Origin of the sequence: Streptococcus vicugnae (genome assembly GCF_016461705.1) — a bacterium.
GTDB lineage: Bacteria > Bacillota > Bacilli > Lactobacillales > Streptococcaceae > Streptococcus > Streptococcus vicugnae.
Genome location: NZ_JAEMHW010000002.1, coordinates 544,238 through 569,170, shown reverse-complemented (window position 1 = coordinate 569,170; position 24,933 = coordinate 544,238). Strand labels below are relative to the sequence as shown.

At 35.4% G+C, this 24,933-nt stretch carries 21 protein-coding genes and 1 pseudogene; all 22 read left to right on the top strand.

Annotated features, from left to right (window positions below; genetic code table 11):
• Positions 1–50 precede the first annotated feature (50 nt).
• The 22 genes and pseudogenes from JG537_RS06325 to JG537_RS06220 all read left to right on the top strand — a co-directional run bounded on the left by JG537_RS06325 (position 51) and on the right by JG537_RS06220 (position 24,784).
• Positions 51–557 (top strand): VIT1/CCC1 transporter family protein, encoded by a 507-nt coding sequence (locus JG537_RS06325; protein WP_199544377.1) that lies wholly within the window; start codon positions 51–53, stop codon positions 555–557.
• 504 nt (positions 558–1,061) lie between these two features.
• A complete protein-coding gene (locus tag JG537_RS06320) occupies positions 1,062–1,799 on the top strand; it encodes an ABC transporter ATP-binding protein (protein WP_027967951.1) in 738 nt (245 codons plus the stop codon).
• Between the two features lies 1 nt (position 1,800).
• Positions 1,801–3,702 (top strand): FtsX-like permease family protein, encoded by a 1,902-nt coding sequence (locus tag JG537_RS06315; RefSeq protein WP_199544375.1) that lies wholly within the window; start codon positions 1,801–1,803, stop codon positions 3,700–3,702.
• Positions 3,703–3,746: 44 nt separating this feature from the next.
• On the top strand, positions 3,747–5,312 hold the full coding sequence (locus JG537_RS06310; protein WP_199544373.1) for a sensor histidine kinase: 1,566 nt from the start codon (positions 3,747–3,749) through the stop codon (positions 5,310–5,312).
• Positions 5,293–5,898, top strand: coding sequence for a response regulator transcription factor (locus JG537_RS06305; protein ID WP_133018337.1), 606 nt, complete (start codon positions 5,293–5,295; stop codon positions 5,896–5,898). The genes JG537_RS06310 and JG537_RS06305 overlap by 20 nt, the downstream gene beginning before the upstream one ends.
• Positions 5,899–6,037: 139 nt before the next feature.
• A complete protein-coding gene (nagB, locus tag JG537_RS06300) occupies positions 6,038–6,742 on the top strand; it encodes a glucosamine-6-phosphate deaminase (protein WP_132869113.1) in 705 nt (234 codons plus the stop codon).
• A gap of 32 nt (positions 6,743–6,774) precedes the next feature.
• Positions 6,775–7,491 (top strand): pseudouridine synthase, encoded by a 717-nt coding sequence (locus tag JG537_RS06295; protein ID WP_199544372.1) that lies wholly within the window; start codon positions 6,775–6,777, stop codon positions 7,489–7,491.
• Between the two features lie 53 nt (positions 7,492–7,544).
• Complete coding sequence (locus tag JG537_RS06290; RefSeq protein WP_199544370.1) at positions 7,545–8,507, top strand: competence protein CoiA; 963 nt, start codon at positions 7,545–7,547, stop codon at positions 8,505–8,507.
• The gene (gene pepF, locus JG537_RS06285; protein WP_199544368.1) at positions 8,507–10,309 is read left to right on the top strand and encodes an oligoendopeptidase F; all 1,803 of its coding nucleotides are present in this window, start codon (positions 8,507–8,509) and stop codon (positions 10,307–10,309) included. The genes JG537_RS06290 and pepF overlap by 1 nt, the downstream gene beginning before the upstream one ends.
• Before the next feature lie 72 nt (positions 10,310–10,381).
• Positions 10,382–10,900 (top strand): GNAT family N-acetyltransferase, encoded by a 519-nt coding sequence (locus tag JG537_RS06280; RefSeq protein ID WP_199544366.1) that lies wholly within the window; start codon positions 10,382–10,384, stop codon positions 10,898–10,900.
• 21 nt (positions 10,901–10,921) lie between these two features.
• Positions 10,922–11,533, top strand: a pseudogene (locus JG537_RS06275) (HAD-IA family hydrolase).
• Between the two features lie 52 nt (positions 11,534–11,585).
• Positions 11,586–12,287 (top strand): O-methyltransferase, encoded by a 702-nt coding sequence (locus JG537_RS06270; protein WP_199544365.1) that lies wholly within the window; start codon positions 11,586–11,588, stop codon positions 12,285–12,287.
• A 69-nt stretch (positions 12,288–12,356) separates the two neighbouring features.
• Positions 12,357–13,421 carry a peptidyl-prolyl cis-trans isomerase gene (locus tag JG537_RS06265; RefSeq protein ID WP_199544363.1) on the top strand — a complete coding sequence of 355 codons (1,065 nt, stop codon included), beginning with the start codon at positions 12,357–12,359 and terminating at the stop codon, positions 13,419–13,421.
• 361 nt (positions 13,422–13,782) lie between these two features.
• On the top strand, positions 13,783–16,401 hold the full coding sequence (gene alaS / locus JG537_RS06260; RefSeq protein WP_199544361.1) for an alanine--tRNA ligase: 2,619 nt from the start codon (positions 13,783–13,785) through the stop codon (positions 16,399–16,401).
• 286 nt (positions 16,402–16,687) lie between these two features.
• The gene (locus JG537_RS06255) at positions 16,688–17,668 is read left to right on the top strand and encodes a site-2 protease family protein (protein ID WP_199544359.1); all 981 of its coding nucleotides are present in this window, start codon (positions 16,688–16,690) and stop codon (positions 17,666–17,668) included.
• Positions 17,669–17,824: 156 nt separating this feature from the next.
• Entirely contained in the window at positions 17,825–18,607 is a 783-nt protein-coding gene (locus JG537_RS06250; protein ID WP_132869885.1) for a carbon-nitrogen family hydrolase, read from the top strand.
• A gap of 18 nt (positions 18,608–18,625) precedes the next feature.
• A complete protein-coding gene (locus JG537_RS06245; protein WP_199544357.1) occupies positions 18,626–19,804 on the top strand; it encodes an aminotransferase class I/II-fold pyridoxal phosphate-dependent enzyme in 1,179 nt (392 codons plus the stop codon).
• A gap of 112 nt (positions 19,805–19,916) precedes the next feature.
• Positions 19,917–20,939, top strand: a complete 1,023-nt coding sequence (argC, locus tag JG537_RS06240) for an N-acetyl-gamma-glutamyl-phosphate reductase (RefSeq protein ID WP_199544355.1) — start codon at positions 19,917–19,919, stop codon at positions 20,937–20,939.
• Positions 20,940–21,005: 66 nt separating this feature from the next.
• Positions 21,006–22,199, top strand: coding sequence for a bifunctional ornithine acetyltransferase/N-acetylglutamate synthase (gene argJ, locus JG537_RS06235; protein ID WP_199544354.1), 1,194 nt, complete (start codon positions 21,006–21,008; stop codon positions 22,197–22,199).
• 12 nt (positions 22,200–22,211) lie between these two features.
• Positions 22,212–22,946: an acetylglutamate kinase gene (argB, locus tag JG537_RS06230; protein WP_199544353.1), complete on the top strand. Its 735-nt coding sequence runs from the start codon at positions 22,212–22,214 to the stop codon at positions 22,944–22,946.
• Between the two features lie 25 nt (positions 22,947–22,971).
• Positions 22,972–24,102 (top strand): acetylornithine transaminase, encoded by a 1,131-nt coding sequence (locus JG537_RS06225; protein WP_199544352.1) that lies wholly within the window; start codon positions 22,972–22,974, stop codon positions 24,100–24,102.
• A 124-nt stretch (positions 24,103–24,226) separates the two neighbouring features.
• On the top strand, positions 24,227–24,784 hold the full coding sequence (locus JG537_RS06220) for an NAD(P)H-dependent oxidoreductase (protein WP_199544351.1): 558 nt from the start codon (positions 24,227–24,229) through the stop codon (positions 24,782–24,784).
• Positions 24,785–24,933 lie beyond the last annotated feature (149 nt).

Here is a 24,933-nt window from a genome sequence, read left to right as displayed (position 1 = left end):
AAAATGGTAAAGAAAACGCTTAAAAAGTTAATGGAAAGTGATGAAAAAAGATGAAAGAAAAAATTGGAGATTACGCGAAATCAATCGTCTATGGCGGTATGGATGGTATTGTTACAACATTTGCGGTCGTTGCTGGAGCGGTCGGTGGTAATTTAGGAGTCACACCGATTGTAATTCTTGGCTTTTCAAATCTCTTAGCTGATGGTTTTTCAATGGCAGTTGGAGATTATCTAAGTTCAACGACAGAAGAATCAGTTGTTAAAGGAAAAGCAGTTAAGAACGCAGGTGCAACTTTCCTTTCATTCATATTTTTTGGCTTGATTCCTCTTTTGTCATATCTTTTGATTAATGTTTTTAGCATTTTCAAAGTCCATACTTTTATGATGGCTTGTATTTTAGTATCGCTAGCGCTAACCTTACTTGGATTTGTCAAAGCTTTGATAACAAAGAAAAGCAAATTCAAAGAAATTTTTAGAACCTTATTGATTGGTTTAATCGCTGCTTTATTTGCTTATTATGTCGGTGACATTTTGGGGCAAATCGCTGGAACTAGATAAGGAGCTTCCACTCATCTCAGATGGGTGGATTTTTTAATGTTGCACTATTTACTCATTAAAAAGTAATTTAGATAATGTAAACTAAAAAGAGTATGAATCTCATCCATTTTATGAGTATTATAATTCAATATTGAAATACAATATATTAGAGAGTGACTTGATTAAAAGTCTGAAAAATACTGACTTGGAATATGTTTTTGTTGATGGCTTGAAGAATCAACTATTTGAAACTATTATTTATTTATCACTCAAGTCACTTGTTTTGGACATAAACTATTTTTCTAAGAATTTTTCTGATAAAGAAGAAGCATATAAGAAATATATTTCCTATCTAAAGCAAAAGAGTGGTATCGATAATTTTTTGTGTGCCATAATTGTGTATATGATGGATTCAGGAAAAATTGTTGATTGTGGAAATCATAATAATTTGTACAACAAAAATATGTCATATAGACAAATGTACGATTCATACATGAATAAATACCAAAAAAGGAGTGAATAAACATGGTACAATTAGAACTAAAAAATGTTTGTAAAAAATATACTGGTCAATCTCGCTATGCGTTAGATCATATTAATTTAGCAGTTGAAAAAGGTGATTTTGTAGCCATTATGGGGAGAAGTGGAAGCGGTAAAACAACATTTTTAAATGCTGCTTCAACTATTGATAGTATTGATAGTGGTGATATTTTTTGTGGTGGTAAAAATATTAGTCACCTTAATGATAATGAGGCAACTGAATTTAGAAAAAATAATGTTGGGTTTGTTTTTCAAGATTACATGTTATTAGATAGTTTAACTATTAGAGAAAATATCGCAGTTGCTTTATCTCTTCAAAATGTTGATAGGGCAAAAATAGACAGTAGAATTGATGACTATGCAATGGAGTTAAACTTATATGACCAGTTAGAAAAATATCCATATCAATTGTCAGGGGGACAGAAACAGAGAGCAAGTATTATTAGAGCAGTTATAAAAAATCCGGATATCGTCTTTGCTGATGAGCCGACAGGAGCATTAGATTTAAAATCATCAGAAGATACAATGAAGTTATTGAGTAAAATTAATCGAGTATTTAATGTCACTATCTTAATGGTTACTCATGATGTTTTATCAGCTTCTTATGCTAACCGAGTGGTTGTTTTAAAAGATGGTCAATTTGATAAAGAAATCATAAAATCAGAATGTGGTTCTTCATATCATGATGAAATTAGCCAAGCATTATCAAAAGTAGGTGAATAATATGATTTGGACAATAACAAAAGCAAATATTATAAAAAATTTTTCACTTTATCGAGTCTATTTTTTTGCTACCATTGGACTTTTAAGTGTATTTACAGCATTTTTAACGTTTACTTCTGATAAGATGACTCTGGCAAAAATAGCAGAGAGCGGGCAGGCTTCAGCGATAGCGAATATTTCACTTGTTTTTTTGATTGTTTTTTTAACTATTTTTTTGATGTATTTCAATAATTTTTTCATCAAAAGAAGAAGTCATGAATTAGGAGCTATGGCTATTTTAGGATTTTCTAAACAAAAGTTAGTTACCCTACTAACTATGGAGAATCTTGTTATTTTATCGGTGAGTTATCTTATTAGTCTTATTGTTGGGCCGACTTTGTACTCAGTGGTAGTATCTCTTATTATTAATGTTTTAGGAATTGAAATATCAAATCAGTGGTTTATATCATCAGAGATGATTGTAAAATCTTTTGGAATTGTATTAATCATTTTTGTTATTAATTTTTTGATTAACATTAGTATTATCAAAGGTCAATCTTTGATTGAGTTTGTTAATTATTCTAAAAAAGCTGAAAAACAAATTAAGGTGAAAAGGATTCGTTCAATTTTAGCAATTATGGCTTTAGGAGCTGCATATTGTTTGTGTTTAACAAGCATGTTTAGTGTGACACAGCGTATCTGGTTGAAAATAGGGATTATGCCAATTTCATTTTTAGTGATTATTCTTATTTCACTAGGAAGTATTTTTACAATTCGTTATGGTCTAGTTTTTATACTATCCCTTTTAAAGAAAAATCGAAAAAAACTCTATCAACCGGTAGCTAATGTTGTATATCCTAAACTTAGTTTTAGAATTGCAACAAAAAGTAAATTATTAATCATTTTAAGTGGGCTTTTAACATTGACGATTGTTATTAGTGGTATGATGGTAATGCTTATTACTTATAGTGTGAATGGTATTAGCCGTTTAAACCCATCAGTTATTGAATATAATTTACAGGATGAAAATGAATCGGTTAACATTGATAAAATTCTTAGTAAGTATCAAGTAAGTCAATTAGATATTCACCTTTTAAGACTTAATAGCAATCCTGAAATAACTATTACAGATAGTGGACAAACAATACCATATTTTGACTTGGTAAAATATAGTGATTATGAGCATCTTGCTAAAGTTCAAGGAAAAAAAGTATTGGCTGATACATCAGCTCCTTTGTTAATTAACTATTATCCTACTAAAAAAAGTTTAGGAAAAACATTTAAATTTGAAAATGGTAGTGAAGTAACTGTAAAAAAAGTAACAACTGATAATATTTTTAGTTTTGCAACTAGTGTGACTACTCTGGTTGTGAGTGATAAATTTTATGATAATTTGAGAGAAAGTTATCCAAGTAAGGAAATGATAATTAGGACTTTTAATGGGAATGATATTCGTCATAGTAAAACTTTTTATGAAAAATTTAAGAATCTAGATGATGTTAAGAGTAGCTATGAGCGTGAATATCTAGTTAAAACGGGAAATATTTCAACTTATATCTTTATTTCATTTTTATCAATACTGTTTGTTATTTGTACAGGAAGTATTTTGTACTTTACAAGTTTGGTTGAGATTATGGAAAATAAAGATGAATATTCTTATCTAAGTAAATTAGGATATAATGGACAGATGATTGACAAAATTCTTAAATGTGAAATTGGAGTATTGTTTGTTGTGCCTGTTTTAGTAGGTATTCTTAACGGAGGACTATTACTTATTTTTTACAAATATTTATTTACAGACAGTCTAGTAGCAAATCAAATTATTTTTGCTTCAATAGTGACTTGTTTATTAGTATTTTTATTACTTTATTTCATTGTTTTCTTTTTGACAAATCGTTCAGCACGTTCTATAGTTAGAGTTTAAAATATGATACAATGAAGAAAATTATATTTTAGTGGGAATGAGATATGGAACAACTGATTAAAAATGGGAGTAAAAAATACTTATGGGTCTTTGTTGTACTTTTTCAACAATTAATCACTTTGTTATTGTTGTTTTATGACGAAAGAATTGATGGATTAATCTTTTCTGAAAAATTTGCTATTATTACGATTTTACTTGATGGTATTTTTGTATGGTTAGCTTCAGTTTTACGTCAAGATAAAGATAGTATTTTTAAAAAGATTATTTTTATTATTTCTTTGACTATATGGCAATACTATTTTACAATATCAAATCATGATGTTTTCAATATAGTAGGAATTCTTTTTCAGCCGTTGCTGATGTATGGATATACTGTAGAAATTATTAACTTGATACTATATAATCAAAAAGATTTTAAAAGAAAATTTGATACAGTACTTATTAGTAGTATTTTAGTAACTATATTATGTTATTTTATTAATCCCTCTCTGTTTAATTTGTTATATTTCTTTATATTTGTTTTATTACATTTCTACCCATTGTTATTATTGGTAGTTTATCGTTCACATTTTAAGCAGGTTATTAGTCCAGTAAAAAAATCATGCCTCTATTTTGCAATTCTTCTACTGTTCATATTAAGTACTGAGTTTTACGGAGATGTACATGGTGTTAGTCCAATTTATACTAATTTAGGTTGGTATTTATTTCCTTCTATATTGGGAGTAATTTATTATTTTAGAACGATTCATGATAAACTTCGCTTGGAAATAAAGCGATGCTGGGGTGACTATCGACCAAGAGTTGAAGTATCACTGATATTTTTTATAATTGTATGGATAATAGTTATTCGCTTTTTTATCACAGATTTTCTCTTATTTTTTGTTGTTACAAGTATCAATGTATTATTCATTTTGATGGTGCTATCATGGTCGATTTATTATATATCTAAAATAAATGAGCGGGTAATGCTAATCGATGGACAGCGTTTGTCACGTTTTATGAAAACAGAAGAAAGTGTTCGACAGGATTTTTCGAATTACCTTCATGATGATATTTTGCAAAATATTATAGCCGTTAAAAATTTACTAGCCTTGGAAAATCAAAAGCTTGCTAGTCAATATGTTGTTGAGGAATTAAATGATTTAGTTGTTAGTATTCGAAATGAAATTGATTCCTATCATCCTATATTATTGCCAGAGAAAAATTTAAAGGATAATTATCAGATGCTTTTAGCTGAGTTGGTGCAAAAACGTAAGAGCAGTAAACAAATCATTTTTAATTGCTCTGATGACTTGAATTTGCTTCCTCCATATGATGTTATGGTATATCGATTTTTAAAAGAATTGACTAATAACGCAATTAAATATGCAACAAATGACAGTATTGATTTATCTTTAGATATTCAATCAGATACGATAGTAATTAAGCAATGGAATGAATGTTTATGTCATAGAGAATCAATAACTTTTGGACGAGGGTTTAAATCAATTGAGGAAACCTTGTCAGCTTTTGGAGGAAATATTAGTGTTCGGATTAGTGACAACATCTTTGTAGTAAAAATTTTATTACCAGTAGATTGGAAATTATGTTATGAAAATTTTATTGATTGATGATCATAAGCTTTTTGCAAAGAGTATTCAATTGATGTGTGAACAATTTGATGAAATTGATGTTTTGGATACTTTAACGACAAATTTTGATAATCTTGACATTAATTCAGCCTATTATGATATTGTTTTACTTGATATTAATTTAACAAATATTTCTAAGGAAAATGGCTTGGATTTAGCTGAAAAATTAATTCAGAAAAATCCTGAAATGAAGATTGCTATGTTAACAGGTTATGTAAAATCAGTTTATGAGGAACGAGCTAAAAAAATTGGTACCTATGGATTTATTGACAAAAATATTGAGCCAGATAAACTTTTGAGGGTTTTGAAAATAATTTATTCTGGAAGGAAATATTTTGAGTCTTACCAATGTAAAGAGTATCTAGAAGAATTAACCAAGCAAGAGGTTGTCATTTTAGATTTAAGTCGAAAAGGACATACTATAAAAGAAATTGAGGAGAAGCTTTACATAAGTCGTAGAACAGTATTTAACCATTTGAGTCATATCTATGAAAAATTGTCAGTGAACAATAAGCAAGAAGCTATTTATAAAGCTGAGCAATTAGGCTACTTTATGGATTTTTAACTGTAAAAAGGGTTTGGAATTTAAGTTTCAAACTCTTTTTTTATTTCTCGAAACATTTTTCTTGACAGGAATTGGTATATACCATATAATAAAAATAGATAAACGGTATATACCAAAAAAACGAAATGGAGAGAATATTATGAAAGTGATTAGTGTTAATGATCAAATTGAAGGTGGAAAAGTGGCATTCTCTCTCTTGAAAGATGCCATGTCTGAGGGGGCTAAAACATTAGGATTGGCAACAGGTAGCACACCTCTTAGTTTCTATAAAGAAATTGCAAATAGTGACCTTGATTTTTCAGAAATGACAAGCATTAATCTTGATGAATATGTCGGCTTAGCAGCAGATAACGCACAAAGTTATCATCATTTTATGAAGGAAAATCTTTTCCAATATAAACCTTTCAAAAAAAGTTTTTTACCAAATGGTTTAGCAACTGACTTGCAAGCAGAAGCTCGCCGTTACAATCAAGTGATAGCTGAGCACCCAATTGATTTTCAAATTTTGGGGATTGGTCGAAATGGTCATATTGGTTTCAATGAACCTGGCACACCATTTGATATGACGACTCATATCGTCGATTTGGCTGAAGATACGATTGAGGCTAATAGCCGTTTCTTTGATAGCATGGATGATGTTCCAAAACAAGCTATCTCAATGGGAATTAAATCTATTATGCAATCTAAAATGGTTGTTTTAATGGCTTATGGTAAGGACAAAGCTGACGCTATCAATCAAATGATTAATGGACCGATTAGTGAAGAGTTGCCAGCTAGTGTTCTTCAAAATCATCCAAATCTTGTGGTGATTGTTGATGAAGCAGCAGCGAGCGAATTAGACTAAAAAAATGCTTCAGAACATGGTAAAATAGGAGCATGCGTTTAGATAAATTATTAGGTCAAGCTGGCTTTGGTTCACGTAATCAAGTTAAAAAATTAATCAGAAGTCGTCAGGTTTATGTTGATGGTCGCTTAGCTGAGGCTGATAACCTTAATGTTGAGCCAAGTTTGCAGGAAATAACGGTATCAGGTAAACGAGTAGAGCAGTCGACTGAAAAATATTTTATTCTTAATAAACCAGCTGGTGTGGTTTCTGCGGTTTCTGATAAGGAACATCAGACGGTCATTGATTTGATTGATGAGGCTGACCGAGTTCCTAAGCTCTACCCTGTTGGGCGTTTAGACCGTGATACTGAGGGATTTTTATTGATTACTAATAATGGTCCCCTAGGCTTTCGCATGTTGCATCCAAAGTATCATGTCACAAAAACTTATTATGTAGAAGTTAATGGATTATTAGCTGAAGATGCGCCAGCATTTTTTGAAAACGGGGTGACTTTTGATGATGGGACAGTTTGTAAACCAGCAAGGCTAGAGATAATTGAGACAAGTCTTGAAAAAAGCTCTGCTAATATTAGTATCTCAGAAGGAAAATTTCATCAGGTTAAGAAAATGTTTTTAGCTTACGGGGTTAAGGTTACTTACTTGAAACGATTGAGTTTTGGACAGTTTTATTTGGGAGATTTACCAGCTGGCCACTACCGTGAATTAACAAGTGAAGAAAAAGAAATCTTGAAAGATTATTTGGATTAATGCCAATGATTTTTCAGGATTTTTTTTCGAATAAAAAGGTAAGGAGGTTTACTATGCTATCAGCTCTTGATGAAAATGGACGCTTGATTTCACTCTTAGATGTTATTCCTAAAAAGCAGGCTTTTACTTGTCCAGCTTGCCATATGCCAGTGCGCTTAAAAAATGGCAGTATTATGCGTCCGCATTTTGCTCATGTGTCTTTGGAGAATTGTGATTTTTATAGTGAAAATGAAAGTGACGAACATCTTGGGTTAAAAGCGGCGCTCTATCAGTCTCTTTCGCAAACTGAGAAAGTAACTGTTGAAGCTGTTTTACCAGATTTGCATCAGGTGGCTGATCTTTTAGTAAATGACAATTTGGTTTTGGAAGTGCAGTGTTCACGTTTGTCAGAAAAACGTCTTAAGCAAAGGACAGCAGCCTATCATCAGGCAGGTTTTAAGGTTTTATGGCTTTTGGGAGAAAAGCTGTGGCTTGGAAGGCGCTTGACGCCATTGCATCGACACTTTTTGTATTTTTCACAAAATATGGGATTTCACTTGTGGGAGCTTGATGTTAAGCAAGGTCTTATTAGATTACGTTATTTGATTTATGAGGATAGGCGTGGAAATCTTCATTACCTGACAAAGGTTTGTCCTTTTTCGGGTAATGTCATGGCATTTCTTCGCTTGCCTTATCAAAAGCAGAAGCTTTCAATGTATGAAGTCAAACAAGATCAAGTTTTATTATGCTATATTCAGAGGCAATTGCTAGCTAGAAATGTTTCTTGGTTGAAAAGGCAGGAAGATGCGTATTTACAAGGAAAAAATCTTTTAACCATGCCTCTCTCGGCTTATTTTCCGCAGGTCAGACCGCCAGAACTGAAGGACGGGTTTTGCCAAATTTCACAAGATTTGTCACTTTTTTATGAGACGTTTAGGCGTTATTATCAAAATCAAGTTGAAAAAAGTGTTCAAAAACTTTATCCTCCTGCTTATTATGGTAGAATGGTTAATAATGCCAAGAAAAGGAGAACATAATGTCAGATAATCGTAGTCATATCGATGAAAAATATAAATGGGATTTGAGCACAGTCTTTGCGACAGATGAAGATTGGGAAGCAGAATTAGCAGAGCTTGATAGTGCTTTAGAAGACGCTAAAAAATACAAAGGTCACTTGACACAATCAAGTCAAGAATTGCTATCAATTACGGAAGATTACCTTGCTTTGTCACGTCGTTTGGAAAAAGTTTATGTTTATGCGTCAATGAAAAACGACCAAGATACTACAGTGGCAAAATACCAAGAATACCAAGCAAAAGCGACATCCCTTTATGCTAAATATAGTGAGGTATTCGCGTTTTACGAACCAGAATTAATGCAATTATCAGCTGAAGATTTTGCTACTTTTGTATCTGAGACCCCTGCTTTGTCAGCTTATGCGCATTTCTTTGAACAACTTTTTAAACGTCAAGCGCATGTCTTGTCTCAAAAAGAAGAAGAGCTCTTAGCTGGTGCACACGAAATCTTTGGTGCTGCTGGTGAAACCTTTGAGATTTTAGATAACGCGGACATTGTTTTCCCAGTCGTTTTAGATGATGAAGGTAATGAAGTTCAGTTAACGCATGGCAATTTCATCAGTCTTTTGGAATCAAAAAATCGTGATGTTCGAAAAGCTGCTTACGAGGCAATGTATGCGACTTATGAACAATTCCAACACACTTACGCTAAAACTTTGCAAACAAATGTTAAAGTTCACAATTATGATGCGCGTGTCCATCATTTCAAATCAGCTCGAGAAGCAGCTCTTTCAGCTAATTTCATTCCTGAATCAGTTTATGATACTTTGCTTGACCGTGTAAATGCGCATTTGCCATTGCTTCATCGTTATGTTGAGCTTCGTAAGAAAATTCTTAAATTAGATGATTTGAAAATGTATGATATCCACACACCGTTATCTGAAATGGATATGAGTTTCACTTATGAAGAAGCATTGAAAAAAGCAGAAGAAGTATTAGCTGTTTTTGGTAAAGATTATTCTGATCGTGTTCACCGTGCTTTTACAGAACGTTGGATTGACGTTCATGTCAATAAAGGAAAACGCTCTGGAGCTTATTCAGGTGGAGCTTACGATACTAATGCTTTTATGTTGTTAAATTGGCAAGATACACTTGATAACCTGTTTACTTTGGTACATGAAACAGGTCACAGCCTTCATTCAACATTTACACGTGAAAACCAACCATATGTGTACGGTGATTACAGTATTTTCTTAGCTGAGATTGCTTCAACAACCAATGAAAATATTTTAACGGAAACGCTTTTGAAAGAAGTTGACGATGATAAAGCTCGCTTTGCGATTTTGAATCATTTCTTGGATGGTTTCAAAGGAACAATCTTCCGTCAAGCACAATTCGCAGAGTTTGAAGATATGATTCATAAAGCAGATCAAGCTGGTGAAGTATTGACAAGCGAATATCTTAATAATCTTTACGAAGAGTTGAATGAGAAATATTACGGACTTAGCAAAGAAGATAACCCAGAAATCCAATATGAATGGGCACGTATCCCGCATTTCTACTATAATTACTATGTTTACCAGTACGCTACAGGCTTTGCAGCAGCAAGCTATTTAGCTGATAAAGTGGTTCATGGCACTCAAGCTGATATTGATCGTTATCTTGATTATCTTAAAGCAGGAAATTCTGACTATCCGCTAAACGTCATTGCAAAAGCAGGTGTGGATATGACAAGTAGTGATTATTTGGATGCAGCCTTCAAAATTTTTGAAGAACGTTTAAATGAATTGGAAGCTTTGGTCGAAAAAGGAGCACACCTTTAAAATGCTTTATGAGGTTGGATATTCCAGCCTCGTTTTTTATGTTATAATGGAAAAAATTTTGGAGGTGCTAGTATGAAAATTAGGAAACTAGATGTTAATGATGAAGCGGCTTACCGAGCTTATCAAACAGCTTTGGAAAATGACGATAACCCCTTTATCACGACACGTGAGATTGGTGATTTTAAAACCTTTGTGGAAAATAGCAGAGCGCAAGAAACACAAGCTACTAATCCTGATTATTCAACGATGACTACCTATTATGCCTTTGTGAATGGAAAAATTGCTGCGCGTATATCTTGTCGATGGCAGCTGGAAAAGGGTAATCTTGCGACGATTGGTGGACATATCGGCTATCAAACCTTACCAGAATTTAGACGACAAGGTATCATGACCAGGCTTCTCAGCTTTGCTCTTGAGCAATATGCCAAACGTGGCATCAATCCTGTGCTTATCACAGCGCGTGAGGACAATATTGCCAGTCGTAGAACCATTGAAAAAGCTGGTGGTATTTTGGAAAATATTATTGACCTAGAAGACGGGCATCGTCTAGCGCGTTATTGGATTACCTTGGACTTGGAGAATTTAGATTAATATTGAAATGAGGAGACAGAAGTGACAACTTTGATTTGGGATTTTGACGGAACTTTAGTGGATTCATATGAAGCGATTGGAGAGGCTTTGAAAGTCACTTATGCGCATTATGATTTGGTTTTTGATGAAGAATGGGTCATGGATTTTATCATTAAAGAATCCGTAAAAGCTTTGCTTTTTCAAGTGGCGAAAGAGCAAGAATTAGATTTTGCGGAGTTATCAGCCTTCTTTAAAAAAGAGCAGGAAGCGCGTGACCACATGATAAAACCAATGCAACATTTGGCAGAGGTGCTTAAACAGACAAAACAAATGGGCACGACTCATTTTGTCTATACGCATAAAGGTATCACGGCAAATGATGTTTTAGAAAGACTTGGGGTGCGTCAGTATTTCACAGAAGTAGTGACTTCAGCAAACGGTTTTGCTCGTAAACCAGAACCAGAGGCTATTAATTATCTTATTAAAAAATACGCCTTAGACAAAGCAGACACTTTTTATGTTGGTGACCGCAGAATTGATGTTGAAGCTGCATAGAATGCTGGTATTAAGTCCATTAATCTTGGACAACCATCATCAAAAATGAATCAAAAGATTGCTGATTTGTCAGATATTGTTACCCTTCTTAAGCAGTAAAATAAAATGCTGCCTATTCACATCGGCTTTATTTTGCTATATAATAAGAGTTATGGTTAAATCATATTCAAAAACAGCAAATCACAATATGCGACGTCCTGTTGTTAAAGAGGGAGTCGTGCGTTATATGCGAACACGTCAAAAGCAAAATGAAGGCTTTTTAGCGGAATTAGAGGCTTTTGCACATCAAGAAAATATCCCGATTATCCAGCACGAAGTAGTGGCTTATTTCCGTTTCTTGTTGCAAACTTTGCAGCCTAAGAATATCTTGGAAATTGGGACAGCGATTGGTTTTTCAGCGCTTTTGATGGCAGAAAATGCACCAGAAGCTAAGATTACAACACTCGATCGTAATCCAGAAATGATTGCTTTTGCTAAGGAAAACTTTGCTAAGTACGATACACGTAAGCAAATCACATTAGTTGAAGGCGATGCCGTTGATACTCTTTCAACCCTTGAAGGTGAGTATGACTTTGTCTTCATGGATTCTGCAAAATCAAAATACATCGTCTTTTTGCCAGAAGTTTTGAAACACTTGAAAGTTGGAGGCGTTGTGATTTTTGACGATGTTTTCCAAGGTGGCGATATTGTCAAACCAATCGAAGAAGTGCGTCGCGGACAGCGTACAATTTACCGTGGCCTTCAACGACTTTTCGACGCAACGCTTGACAATCCAAACTTGACGGCAAGTCTTTTACCACTTAGTGACGGATTGCTAATGATTCGTAAAAATGCCGAGGATGTCACACTTTAAAATTAAGCAACATTTAAGTTAATATGGTATACTAATAGAGTTAAAGACAAATTAAGGAGTTTAATATCAATGGCAAAAAAAGAAAAATCTGGATTTACAAAAATGATCCAAAGCAAGGCCTTTAAAGGTGTTTCTATTGCCGTAGCATCAGCACTTATTGGTGCAGGCGTTACTTACCTTGCGACAAACAGCAACTCTGAAACTAAAGCTCTTGTTACTATGAAAGGTAACACAATTACAGTTTCTGATTTCTACAGCGCAGCTAAAAGTACATCATCATCTCAACAAACAATGTTGAATTTGATTTTGTCACGTGTCTTTGAAGACCAATATGGTAATAAAGTTTCTGATAAAGATGTCACTAAAGCTTATAACACAACAGCTTCATCATATGGTTCATCATTCTCAAGCGCTCTTCAAGCAGCTGGTTTGACAACTGACACTTACAAACAACAAATCCGTACATCAATGCTTGTAGAATATGCTGTTAAAGAAGCTGCCAAAGATAAATTGACAACTAAAAACTACAAAGAAGCTTACAAAGATTACAATCCTGATACAACAGCTACAGTTATTGCATTGACTGATGAGGACAAAGCTAACTCAGTTCATGATCAAGCGACAGCAGAAGGTGCTGATTTCGATAAAATTGCTAAAGATAACACAACAGCTAAGAAAACTGAATACACATTTGATTCTGCAGATACAAAACTTCCAACAGATGTTATGAATGCAGCATTCAAACAAGACGAAGGGTCAGTATCAGATGTAATCAAAGTGATGAACTCATCAACATATTCATACACTTACTACATCGTTAAAACAACTAAGAAAACAGAAAAAAATGCTGATTGGAAAACTTATAAAAAACGTTTGAAGAAAATCATTATGGCTAAATACCAAAATGATACAAGCTTCCAAAACCAAGTTATCGGTAAAGCACTTGATAAAGCTAATGTGAAAATTAAAGATCGTAGCTTTGCAAGCATCCTTTCACAATATGCTACAAGCTCATCATCTTCTTCATCTTCTTCATCTTCAAAAGCTTCATCAAGTTCTTCTGCAGCAAGTTCATCAAGCTCAACAGAAGCATCTTCAACAGAAGAATCAAGTTCTACAGATTCAGCTGAATAAGCTACTTGACCAGACGCCTAAAATACAGTACAATTAAAAAGATTGAGAATCGTTTTTAAACATTCAGATTCAGAAAAGTGGCGGTTGCTGCGAGCCATGGATGAAGTTAAAAATGTGCTACTCATGATTTCTAGTTTTTGAATTTTGGTGACAAGGTCACTAACAAAGAATGTCAGAAAAACAATTTAACAATAAATGAAGAATGACAAGTTCATTGAAAAGAGGTGGTACCGTGGCGAATGTCACCCTCTGTAAGATGGACTTGTCGTTTTTTTACCCTTGTTTAAGTAGCATTAAAGAAGATGATGTCAATCTATGGCAAGCGTTAAAATCGCTTAGTAAGAAGAAAAGGAAAGATGTAATGAAACAATTGACTAGTGCGCAAGTGCGCCAAATGTGGTTAGATTTCTGGAAATCAAAAGGTCACTCTGTTGAACCTTCTGCAAACTTGGTCCCTGTAAATGACCCAACTTTGTTGTGGATTAACTCAGGTGTTGCAACGCTTAAAAAATATTTTGATGGTTCAGTAATTCCAGAAAACCCACGTATCACAAATGCTCAAAAAGCTATCCGTACAAACGATATTGAAAACGTTGGTAAAACAGCTCGTCACCACACAATGTTTGAAATGTTGGGTAACTTCTCTGTTGGTGATTACTTCCGTGATGAAGCTATTACTTGGGGATTTGAATTGTTGACAAGCCCAGAATGGTTTGACTTCCCTAAAGATAAACTTTACATGACTTATTACCCAGATGATAAAGATACTTACAACCGTTGGATTTCACTTGGTGTTGAACCAAGCCACTTGATTCCAATCGAAGATAACTTCTGGGAAATTGGTGCTGGACCTTCAGGACCAGATACTGAAATCTTCTTTGACCGTGGAGAAGACTTTGACCCAGACCACGTTGGTATCAAACTTCTTGCTGAAGATATTGAAAACGACCGTTATATCGAAATTTGGAACATCGTGTTGTCACAATTTAACGCTGATCCAGCTGTTCCACGTTCAGAATACAAAGAATTGCCACACAAAAACATTGATACGGGTGCTGGTTTGGAACGTTTGGTTGCCGTTATGCAAGGGGCTAAAACAAACTTTGAAACTGACCTCTTCATGCCAATCATTCGTGAAATCGAAAAATTATCTGGTAAAACTTATGATCCAGATGGCGACAACATGAGCTTTAAAGTTATTGCTGACCACATTCGCTCACTTTCATTTGCTATCGGTGATGGTGCTCTTCCTGGTAACGAAGGTCGTGGATACGTGCTTCGTCGTTTGCTTCGTCGCGCAGTTATGCACGGTCGTCGCCTTGGTATCAACGAAACATTCTTGTATAAATTGGTTCCAACTGTTGGTAAAATCATGGAATCATATTACCCAGAAGTTCTTGAAAAACGCGAATTTATCGAAAAAATCGTACGCCGCGAAGAAGAAACATTTGCTCGTACAATCGATGCTGGTTCAAACATGCTTGACCAATTGTTGGCTGATTTGAAAGCAGCTGGTAAAGACACTGTTGAAGGTAAAGACATCTTCAAATTGTATGATACATACGGATTCCCAGTTGAATTGACTGAAGAATTGGCTGAAGATAAAGGATTCAAGATTGACCACGCTGGCTTTGAAGCTGCTATGAAAGAACAACAAGAACGCGCTCGTGCAAGTGTTGTTAAAGGTGGTTCAATGGGTATGCAAAACGAAACATTGTCAAGCATCACTGAAGAATCAGTCTTTAGCTATGAAGAAGAAGTTCTTGAATCTACATTGTCAGTTATTATCGCTGATAACGAACGTACTGAAGCTGTTTCAGAAGGTCAAGCTTTGCTTGTTTTCGCTAAAACACCATTCTACGCTGAAATGGGTGGTCAAGTAGCTGACCACGGTGTTATCAAAAATGATAAAGGCGACATCGTTGCTCGTGTGATTGATGTTCAAAAAGCACCAAATGGTCAAGCTCTTCACACAGTTGAAGTACTTGCAAGCTTGTCAGTTGGTACAACATACACACTTGAAATTGACGCTAAACGTCGTCACAGTGTTATTAAAAACCACACTGCAACTCACTTGCTTCATGCAGCTCTTCATCACGTTATCGGTGAACACGCTACTCAAGCTGGTTCTCTTAACGAAGAAGGTTTCTTGCGCTTTGACTTCACTCACTTTGAAGCTGTTACTGCTGATGAATTGCGTCAAATCGAAGAAGAAGTTAACCAACAAATTTGGAACGCTATTCCTGTTATCACTGTCGAAACTGACATTGACACTGCTAAATCAATGGGTGCTATGGCCTTATTCGGTGAAAAATATGGTAAAAACGTACGTGTTGTAACAATTGGTGATTACTCAATTGAACTTTGTGGTGGTACACACGTTTCAAATACAGCAGAAATCGGAATCTTCAAGATTGTTAAAGAAGAAGGTATCGGTTCAGGAACTCGTCGTATCCTTGCTGTAACTGGTAAAGAAGCCTTTGAAGCATACCGTCAAGAAGAAGAAGACCTTAAAGCAATTGCTGAAACACTTAAAGTGCCTCAATTGAAAGAAGTTACTAAGAAAGTTGTTAGCTTGCAAGAACAATTGCAAAAATTGCAAAAAGAAAACGCTGAATTGAAAGAAAAAGCAGCCGCAGCTCAAGCTAGTGACGTCTTCAAAGATGTTAAAGAAGCAAATGGTCTTCGCTTTATCGCTAGCCAAGTAACTGTTTCTGATGCAGGTGCCCTTCGTACATTTGCTGATAACTGGAAACAAAAAGATTATTCTGATGTTCTTGTCTTGGCTGCAGCTATTGGCGAAAAAGTCAATGTTCTTGTAGCAAGCAAATCAAAAGATGTTCATGCTGGTAACTTGATTAAAGCTTTGGCACCAATCGTATCAGGTCGTGGTGGTGGTAAACCAGACATGGCTATGGCCGGTGGTTCAGATGCTGCTAAAATCGCTGACCTTCTTGCAGCAGTAGCAGAAAATCTTTAAGATGACATCAAAAAATATCTTTCTAAAACTCGCCATTGCCTTAATCAGTGTAACAATCATAATCCTTGCTGGAGTGCTTATTGTCAATAGCATCCAAGGAAAGGTAAACTGGGTACTTATCGTCATTCTCTTTGCAGAATGTAGCCTACTAAATAGTTTGATTAAAGCATTGCGAGAAAGAAAATAAACAAAAGAAAGCTCACCTGGAGGTGGGCTTTTTTGGTTAATGATGATATGGTAAAATATTGGTATATTTTTAGAAATTTGGGAGCTGGAGATTTACGATATGAGAAAACTATATTCGCCATTTTTTCTAACGATTTCAGGATTATCTTTTTTATTATTACTATTACCAACTGCACGAAAAGATGTGATGGTTAGCTACTTTAGTATCATGGTTGCTAATGTTTTTCATGAATTAGGGCATCTGATAGTTGGCTACTTAAATGGAATTAAACCTTCTTATTTGATAATTGGCTTTATCAAATTTGATTTTGAAAATGGATTTCGTGTGAGATTTAATGATAACTGGATGTATTATGGTGGTATTTATCGCTACAAGGTTACAAATTATCCAGAAAAAGCCATTCTAAAATTATTAGTTGGTGGTCCATTATTTAGTTTGATTGGTTCTTTGGTTTTATTTTTGAAACTAGATATACTAACAGTCTTTGGCTATTGTAGTTTTTTACTCTTTTTAGCAACTGCACTTCCTCTGAACTTTTTTGGTCTGTGTAATGATGGTTTTAAAAGTTATAAGTTGTTAGTGCGAGATAATTTATTTCTTTTATATCAAAACGTATCTAGGAAATTATTGCAAGAATATAGTGATGAGACTTTTGATGAAGTTTCAAAAGTTTGTAGCACTCTAGAGAGTCAAAATGTTCCTGACTATATGATCAATACTTTTTTATTGTATCTGATTTATGCGTGGTTATTACAAGGAGAAGTAGCGCAGGTTAGAAATCTATACCAAAGATTGACTGAGATGGAGCCAAGCAATCAGTTTAACCGAAATTATTACTATTGCTTACTAGTAACTTTAGAAGCTTTAATGTACAAAAGGATGTCTAGAGACTTATTTGCTAAAGTTAACCTGGATAAATTAGATAAGATTAGCCAAAAGCGTCTGCGTTATTTATCGTGTTATTATCTAGAAAGAGGACAAGGTATAAGTGAAAGTAAGTTAGTATTTCAAGAAGTTTTGGCATCGTATAATAAACCAAATTCAATTTTAGTTCAAGCAGAACAATGTTTTTTAGCATAAAATATCCCGAAAGCTCACCTGGTGGTGGGCTTTTTTGGTTATAGTTTTTAACTATCAAGTCCATTTAAAATAACTATTTTACGGGGGCTTAGCAGACTGTTATAATAGTCACTAAGATTTCAGAAAATTTTCATAGCAGATAGAATCGAGGAAATCATGAAAGTTTCACTAATTCAGATGTCTATTCAGGAGGCCAAGCCAAAGCAGAATATCCAAAATGTCTTGGCATTATTGCAAAAAGCTCTGCTTGATGAGCCAGATGTGATTGTTTTGCCGGAAATGTGGAATACAGGCTATGCATTGGATCAATTATCAAGTGTTGCTGATGAGGATGGACAAGAAACAAAAGCTGTATTAGCTGCCTTTGCTAAACAGCATCGTGTAAATCTGGTTGCAGGGTCTGTTGCAACAAAGAAAGAAACTGGCTTTTTTAATACGACTTACGTTTTTAATCGGGATGGAAAGATACTGACTGAATACGATAAGGTACATTTGTTTGGCTTAATGTCAGAAGATGAGTATTTACAATCAGGTAGTAAAGAGAGTACTTTTGATTTAGATGGTGTCAAGGCTGCTAGTGTCATTTGTTATGATATTCGCTTTCCAGAGTGGGTGAGAACCTTGATGGCAAGCGGAGCTAAGCTTTTATTTGCCGTTGCTGAGTGGCCAGAAGCACGTGTAGAACAGTGGGAGATTTTACTGCGTGCGCGTGCGGTTGAAAATCAAGCTTTTGTTGTTGCGGTCAATCGTGTGGGTGACGGTCTTGCTGATCATTTTTCAGGGCATTCTTTGGTGATTGATCCTTTAGGGAAGGTGATTTTGCAGGCGCCAGACAATCAAGAAGGCATTTTTACGGCTGACCTTGATTTGACAGAAGTTGAAAAAATTCGAGGTCACATTCCAGTTTTTGAAGACCGCAAACCAGATTTGTATCATTAAGGGGGGGGGGGCATTAGGGTGTTTTCACAATCAAATATTTTACAAGAATTACCAGAACAGTTTTTTGCTAGTCTTGTCGCAAAAGTCAATGCTAAAGTGGCAGAAGGTTATGACGTTATCAATCTTGGACAAGGAAATCCAGATCAGCCAACTTACGATTACATTGTCGAGGCTTTGATTGAATCGGCTAAAGATCCAGCTTCTCATAAATATTCGCAATTTCGTGGGAATGCTAATTTTAAAGAAGCAGCTAGTCAATTTTATAAGGAAAATTATCAGGTAAGTCTTGACAGTGAAAAGGAAATTTGTGTTCTTGGTGGTGCAAAGATTGGATTGGTTGAGTTTCCTTTGGCAATGATGAATCCAGGAGACTTGCTACTGTTGCCAGACCCAGGTTACCCAGATTACCTTTCTAGTGTTGCATTAGGGAAAATCGAATATGAAACCTTCCCTTTGAAAGCTGAAAATAACTTCTTGCCAGACTTGTCAGCTATTCCAAAAGAAGTGGCCAAACGTGCTAAATTTATCTATGTTAATTACCCTAATAACCCAACGGGAGCTGTGGCGACAGCAGAATTCTACGAGGAATTGGTTGCTTGGGCGAAAAAATACAAGGTCGGTGTTGTTAGCGACTTTGCATACGGGGCTTTGGGAGCAGACGGTTACCAAAATCCAAGCTTTTTATCAACATCTGGGGCAAAAGAAGTTGGTATTGAACTTTACACATTTTCGAAAACTTTTAACATGGCAGGTTGGCGTTTGGCATTTGCTGCAGGAAATACTGAGATGATTGAAGCTCTTAATCTCCTACAAGATCACCTCTTTGTTAGTATTTTTCCGGCAATCCAAGACGCTGGTGCTGTAGCCTTACTAGATAAAAAAGCGAAGTCAGCCATCGCTGAGCTAAACCACAAATATGATGAACGTCGTCATGCTTTTGTTCAGGCAGCAGAGAGAATTGGATGGCGTGCCTTTGACTCAAAAGGATCATTTTATGCTTGGATGCCTGTGCCAAAAGGTTATGATAGTGAAAGTTTCGCAGATTTACTGTTAAATGAAGCTCATGTAGCGGTCGCACCAGGAAAAGGTTTCGGACAAGCAGGAGATGGTTATGTCAGAATAGGTTTATTGGTTGAACCAGAACGTCTCATTGAAGCTGTCGAACGAATTAGCGAGCTGAAATTATTTGAAAAATAATGAAAGTACGAATGAAAATTCGTGCTTTTTTAATATTTTATGCAAAAAACACTTGACTTATGAATAAATATACTATAAAATTGTATACATATTTATTCAAGGAGTGTATATTATGAGAGTGTCGATTGTTGGTATCACTGGATACAGTGGTCTAGAATTAGTTAAATTATTGAATAATCATAAAAAAGTTACGATTGCTTCGATTCATGCAACTAAGGAAATCGGTCGACGATTATCAGAGTTATACCCTTACTTAGTTGGTGTGTGTGACTTGGCCATCGAAGAATTTGATGCTCAAAAAATCATGGCAAAATCAGATCTAGTCTTCTTTGCGACTCCAAGTGGTGTGGCAAGTAAACTAGCACAGCCATTTGTTGAGGCTGATTTTCCAGTTATTGATCTATCGGGAGACCATCGCTTGCCAGCTTACCTTTATGAAAAATGGTATAAAAAAACACCAGCAAGTGATGAGGCTCTGAATAAATTTACATATTCTTTGGCTGAATTTACAGATGTTAAGGATAAGAAATTTATTTCAAACCCAGGATGCTATGCTACAGCAACTGAATTGGCTTTGATTCCTTTGCTAAAAGCAGGTGTGGTTGAGGAAGATTCAATCATCGTTGACGCTAAAAGTGGTTTGACAGGTGCTGGTAAAGCTCTTTCTGAATCAAGTCATTTTGTTAATGTGCATGATAATTACGTGACTTACAAGTTGAATCGTCACCAGCACATTCCAGAAATTGTGCAAGAGTTGAAGTTGTTCGATGACGAGGTTAATCACATTCAATTTTCAACATCATTATTGCCAGTTAACCGAGGCATCATGTCTACCGTTTATCTTAAATTGAAAAAACCACTAACAAATGCTAATCTCTTTGCGATTTATGAGGATTCTTACAAGGATACACCATTTGTTCGTGTGCAAGATGATTTGCCAGAATTGCACAATGTGATTGGTTCGAACTTTACAGACATTGGTTTTCTTTACAATGAAGTGACTAATGTACTGACAGTAGTATCTGTTATTGATAATTTGATTAAAGGTGCTGCTGGTCAAGCTGTACAAAATCTTAACCTCATGAATGGTTGGGATGAAACAGAAGGTTTATTGATTTCACCGAATTATTTATAGAAAGGGAAGGACGCTTAAAGTATTTTTGAAAGAATGAGTTTGCTTTAAGTGTTTCAGGTATAGAAAATGAAAGTTATTGAAGGCAATGTAGCAAGCCCACTTGGATTTTCAGCAGATGGATTACATGCTGGGTTTAAGAAAAGAAAATTGGATTTTGGATGGATCGTTTCAGAAGTTCCAGCAAGTGTAGCGGGTGTCTATACTACTAATAAAGTTATTGCAGCGCCATTGATTGTGACACGCCAGTCTGTTAAAAAAGCTAAGAAAATGAAAGCTATCGTTGTTAATTCAGGTGTTGCTAATTCTTGTACTGGTGTACAAGGGATGGAAGATGCTTACACTATGCAAAAATGGACAGCTGAAAAGCTTGGTGTTGAACCTGATTTGGTCGGTGTGGCATCTACTGGTGTTATTGGTGATTTGTTACCAATGGATACACTTAAAACTGGTCTTTCAAAACTTGTTGTTAATGGAAATTCAGATGATTTTTCAAAAGCTATCCTAACAACAGATACCATGGTTAAAACTGTTGCGGTCACAGAAAGCTTTGGACGTGACGAAGTAACCATGGCAGGTGTGGCAAAAGGTTCAGGGATGATTCACCCTAACATGGCAACAATGCTAGCTTTCATCACTTGTGATGCTAATATTTCAAGTGAAACTTTACAACTAGCCCTTAGCCAAAATGTTGAAACAACCTTCAACCAAATTACAGTTGATGGAGATACATCAACAAATGATATGGTTCTTGTCATGTCAAATGGTTGTACTTTGAACGAAGAAATTTTGCCAAATACACCTGAATTTGATAAATTCTCAGCCATGCTTAATTATGTCATGCAAGAATTGGCTAAAATGATTGCTAAAGATGGTGAAGGGGCAAGCAAACTCATTGAAGTAAAAGTCAAAAATGCTCCAAATGCCCTTGATGCCCGTATGATGGCTAAAAGTGTTGTGGGTTCAAGTCTTGTTAAGACAGCGATTTTTGGTGAAGATCCTAACTGGGGACGTATTTTAGCGGCTGTCGGTTATGCGGGTGTTGATGTACCCGTAGATAACATTGACATTTATCTAGGCGATGTTCCAGTCATGCTAAAATCAAGTCCCGTTGAATTTGAAGCAGAAGAGATGCAAGATGTCATGCACGAAGATGAGATTACTATCACTGTTGATTTGCATGCAGGTGAAGTACAAGGAAAAGCGTGGGGTTGTGATTTGTCATACGATTACGTGAAAATCAATGCCCTCTATCGTACATAAAGGGATAAGACCATGAAAGATACAATTGTGATTAAAATTGGAGGAGTTGCTAGTCAACACCTTTCACAAGATTTTATTAATCAAGTCAAAGACTGGAAAGATAATGGTAAGAAAGTTGTTATCGTACACGGTGGTGGCTATGCCATTAATAAATTGATGGAAGATAATCATGTTCCAGTTAAAAAAATCAATGGGCTTCGTGTAACAAGTCAAGCTGATATGAGATTAGTTAGCTATGCACTTTTAAATATGGTTGGTCACAATTTGACTAAAAGATTGAACCAATCGTCTGTTGATAGTATTCAACTTTTATCAGGACTTAAGCGGGTGGTTAAAGCTGACTTCCTTGATAAAAATACCTATGGCTATGTTGGTGATGTGTCTCATATTCAAACGCCGATTTTAGAGCAAATGCTCGATAATCATATGTTGCCAGTTTTGGCCTCTATTGGTTATTCTGAACAAGGCGAAATGCTCAATATCAACGCTGATTATTTGGCAACGGCAGTCGCTGTAGCTTTGGAAGCTGAGAAATTGGTCCTTATGACTGACGTTAAAGGCGTCTTGGAAAATGGAGCTGTGCTAGATAGTTTAACATCGACAGAATTTCAAGAGAAAATTGCTCAAGGAATTATTACTGGTGGCATGATTCCAAAAATTGAATCAGCTGTCAATACCGTTTTAGCAGGTGTTGGTGAAGTATTGATTGGCGACAATCTTGTAACAGGAACTTCAATCATCAGCTAAAACTTAATGTAAATGGGAGAAAGAAATGACGAAACTATTTCAAAATTATAAACGTGCAGCAATTGAATTTGTCAAAGCTGAGGGAAATTATCTTTTTGACCAAGATGGGAAAAAATATCTAGATTTCTCCACTGGAATTGGTGTCACAAATCTAGGATTTCACCCACAAGTTAAAGCAGCTTTGCAAAAACAATCTGAACAAATCTGGCACACACCTAACTTGTATCTTAATTCTTTACAAGAAGAAGTAGCTGGCAAATTAATCGGCGATAAAGATTATCTCGCCTTCTTTGCCAATAGCGGTGCTGAAGCCAATGAAGCTGCCATTAAAATCGCTCGTAAAGCAACTGGCAAACAAGAAATCATTACTTTTGTCAATTCTTTCCATGGACGTACCTTTGGATCAATGTCAGCAACAGGTCAAGATAAAATCAAAATTGGTTTTGGTGACGGTGTGCCACACTTTAGCTATGCTATTTACAATGATTTAGATAGTGTTAAAAGTATGGTGACTGATGACACAGCAGCTGTCATGTTAGAGTTGGTTCAAGGGGAATCAGGTGTTCGACCTGCTGATAAGGATTTTGTGACAGCTTTGAGCAATTTCTGTCAAGAAACAGGAATTCTTCTAATCGTTGATGAAGTTCAAACAGGTATGGGACGTACTGGTAAGCTCTTCTCATTTGAGCATTATGGTATTGAACCAGATATTTTCACTTTGGCAAAAGGTCTTGGAAATGGTGTGCCAGTGGGTGCGATGATTGCTAAGGAAAAACTCGGTTCAGCTTTCTCATATGGTAGTCACGGGTCAACTTTTGGTGGTAATAAATTAGTCTTGTCAGCAGCCTCAAGCGTACTCGATATTATGTTGGCTGATGGTTTCTTACCACAAGCACTTGACAACGGAAACTACTTGCAAGCTGAATTGAAAAAATCCTTGGCAGGAAATGCTAAAGTGACTGATATTCGTGGTTTGGGTTACATGATTGGTATTGAAACGACTGAAAATCTTGGTGAATTGGTTGAAAAAGCGCGTGACAAAGGATTAGTTGTTTTAACAGCTGGTACTAATGTTATCCGTCTTTTACCCCCATTGACTTTGACAAAAGAGCAAATTGACCAAGGTGTCGCTGTTTTAAAAGATGTTTTTGCGTAAAGAGAAAGAAGCTGAGATAATGAGCTCAGCTTCATTTATTTGTGCTGTCTAGTTAGAAGAGACGTTGGTTGACAAATTATGTTAAAATATATATAATTTTCTGAAAATAAAAAGAGGTGTAAATATGTCTAAAAAAGTTCTTGTTGTTTCAGGACACCCTGATTTGAAAAATGATTCTTTAGCTAATAAAACTATTTTAAAAGAAATTAAAAAGTTATATCCAGAAGTTGAATTGGATATTTTGAGTAATTTGTATCCTGATTATCAGATTGATGTGGCTGCTGAGCAAGATAAGCTTCGTTGGGCGGATGTCATTGTCTTTCAATATCCTTTGTACTGGTATATGACACCATCATTGATGAATAAATGGATTGAGAAAGTGTTTGTGCATGGTTTTTCACATGGTTCAAATGGTGATGCATTAAAAGGGAAAGTTTTGATTGCATCATTGACGACAGGAGCTGGTGAAGCGGCCTATAGTGCTGAAGCTGGAACGACAATTGAAGACCTTTTGGCACCGATTCGTTTAACTGCGAAATTGACACAGCTTAACTTTGTTGGTCATATTGTCACACATGGTGTGTCGTATTCACTACGCGAGGATGCGGATAAAGCACAAGAGTTGGTTGAAAAATCACAAGAACATGCTCAAAAATTGGTTGAAATGATTAAAAGTTTGTAGGAAATAAAGACTCGGTTTTATTAACTGAGTCTTTATTTGACAAACATATCATCAATTATGGCAAAAATAAAAAACGATGTTATAATCAAATCAACAAAAGGGAAAAGGAGAAAAAAGACTTGATCGGAAGAAGAAATCAAAAAATAAGT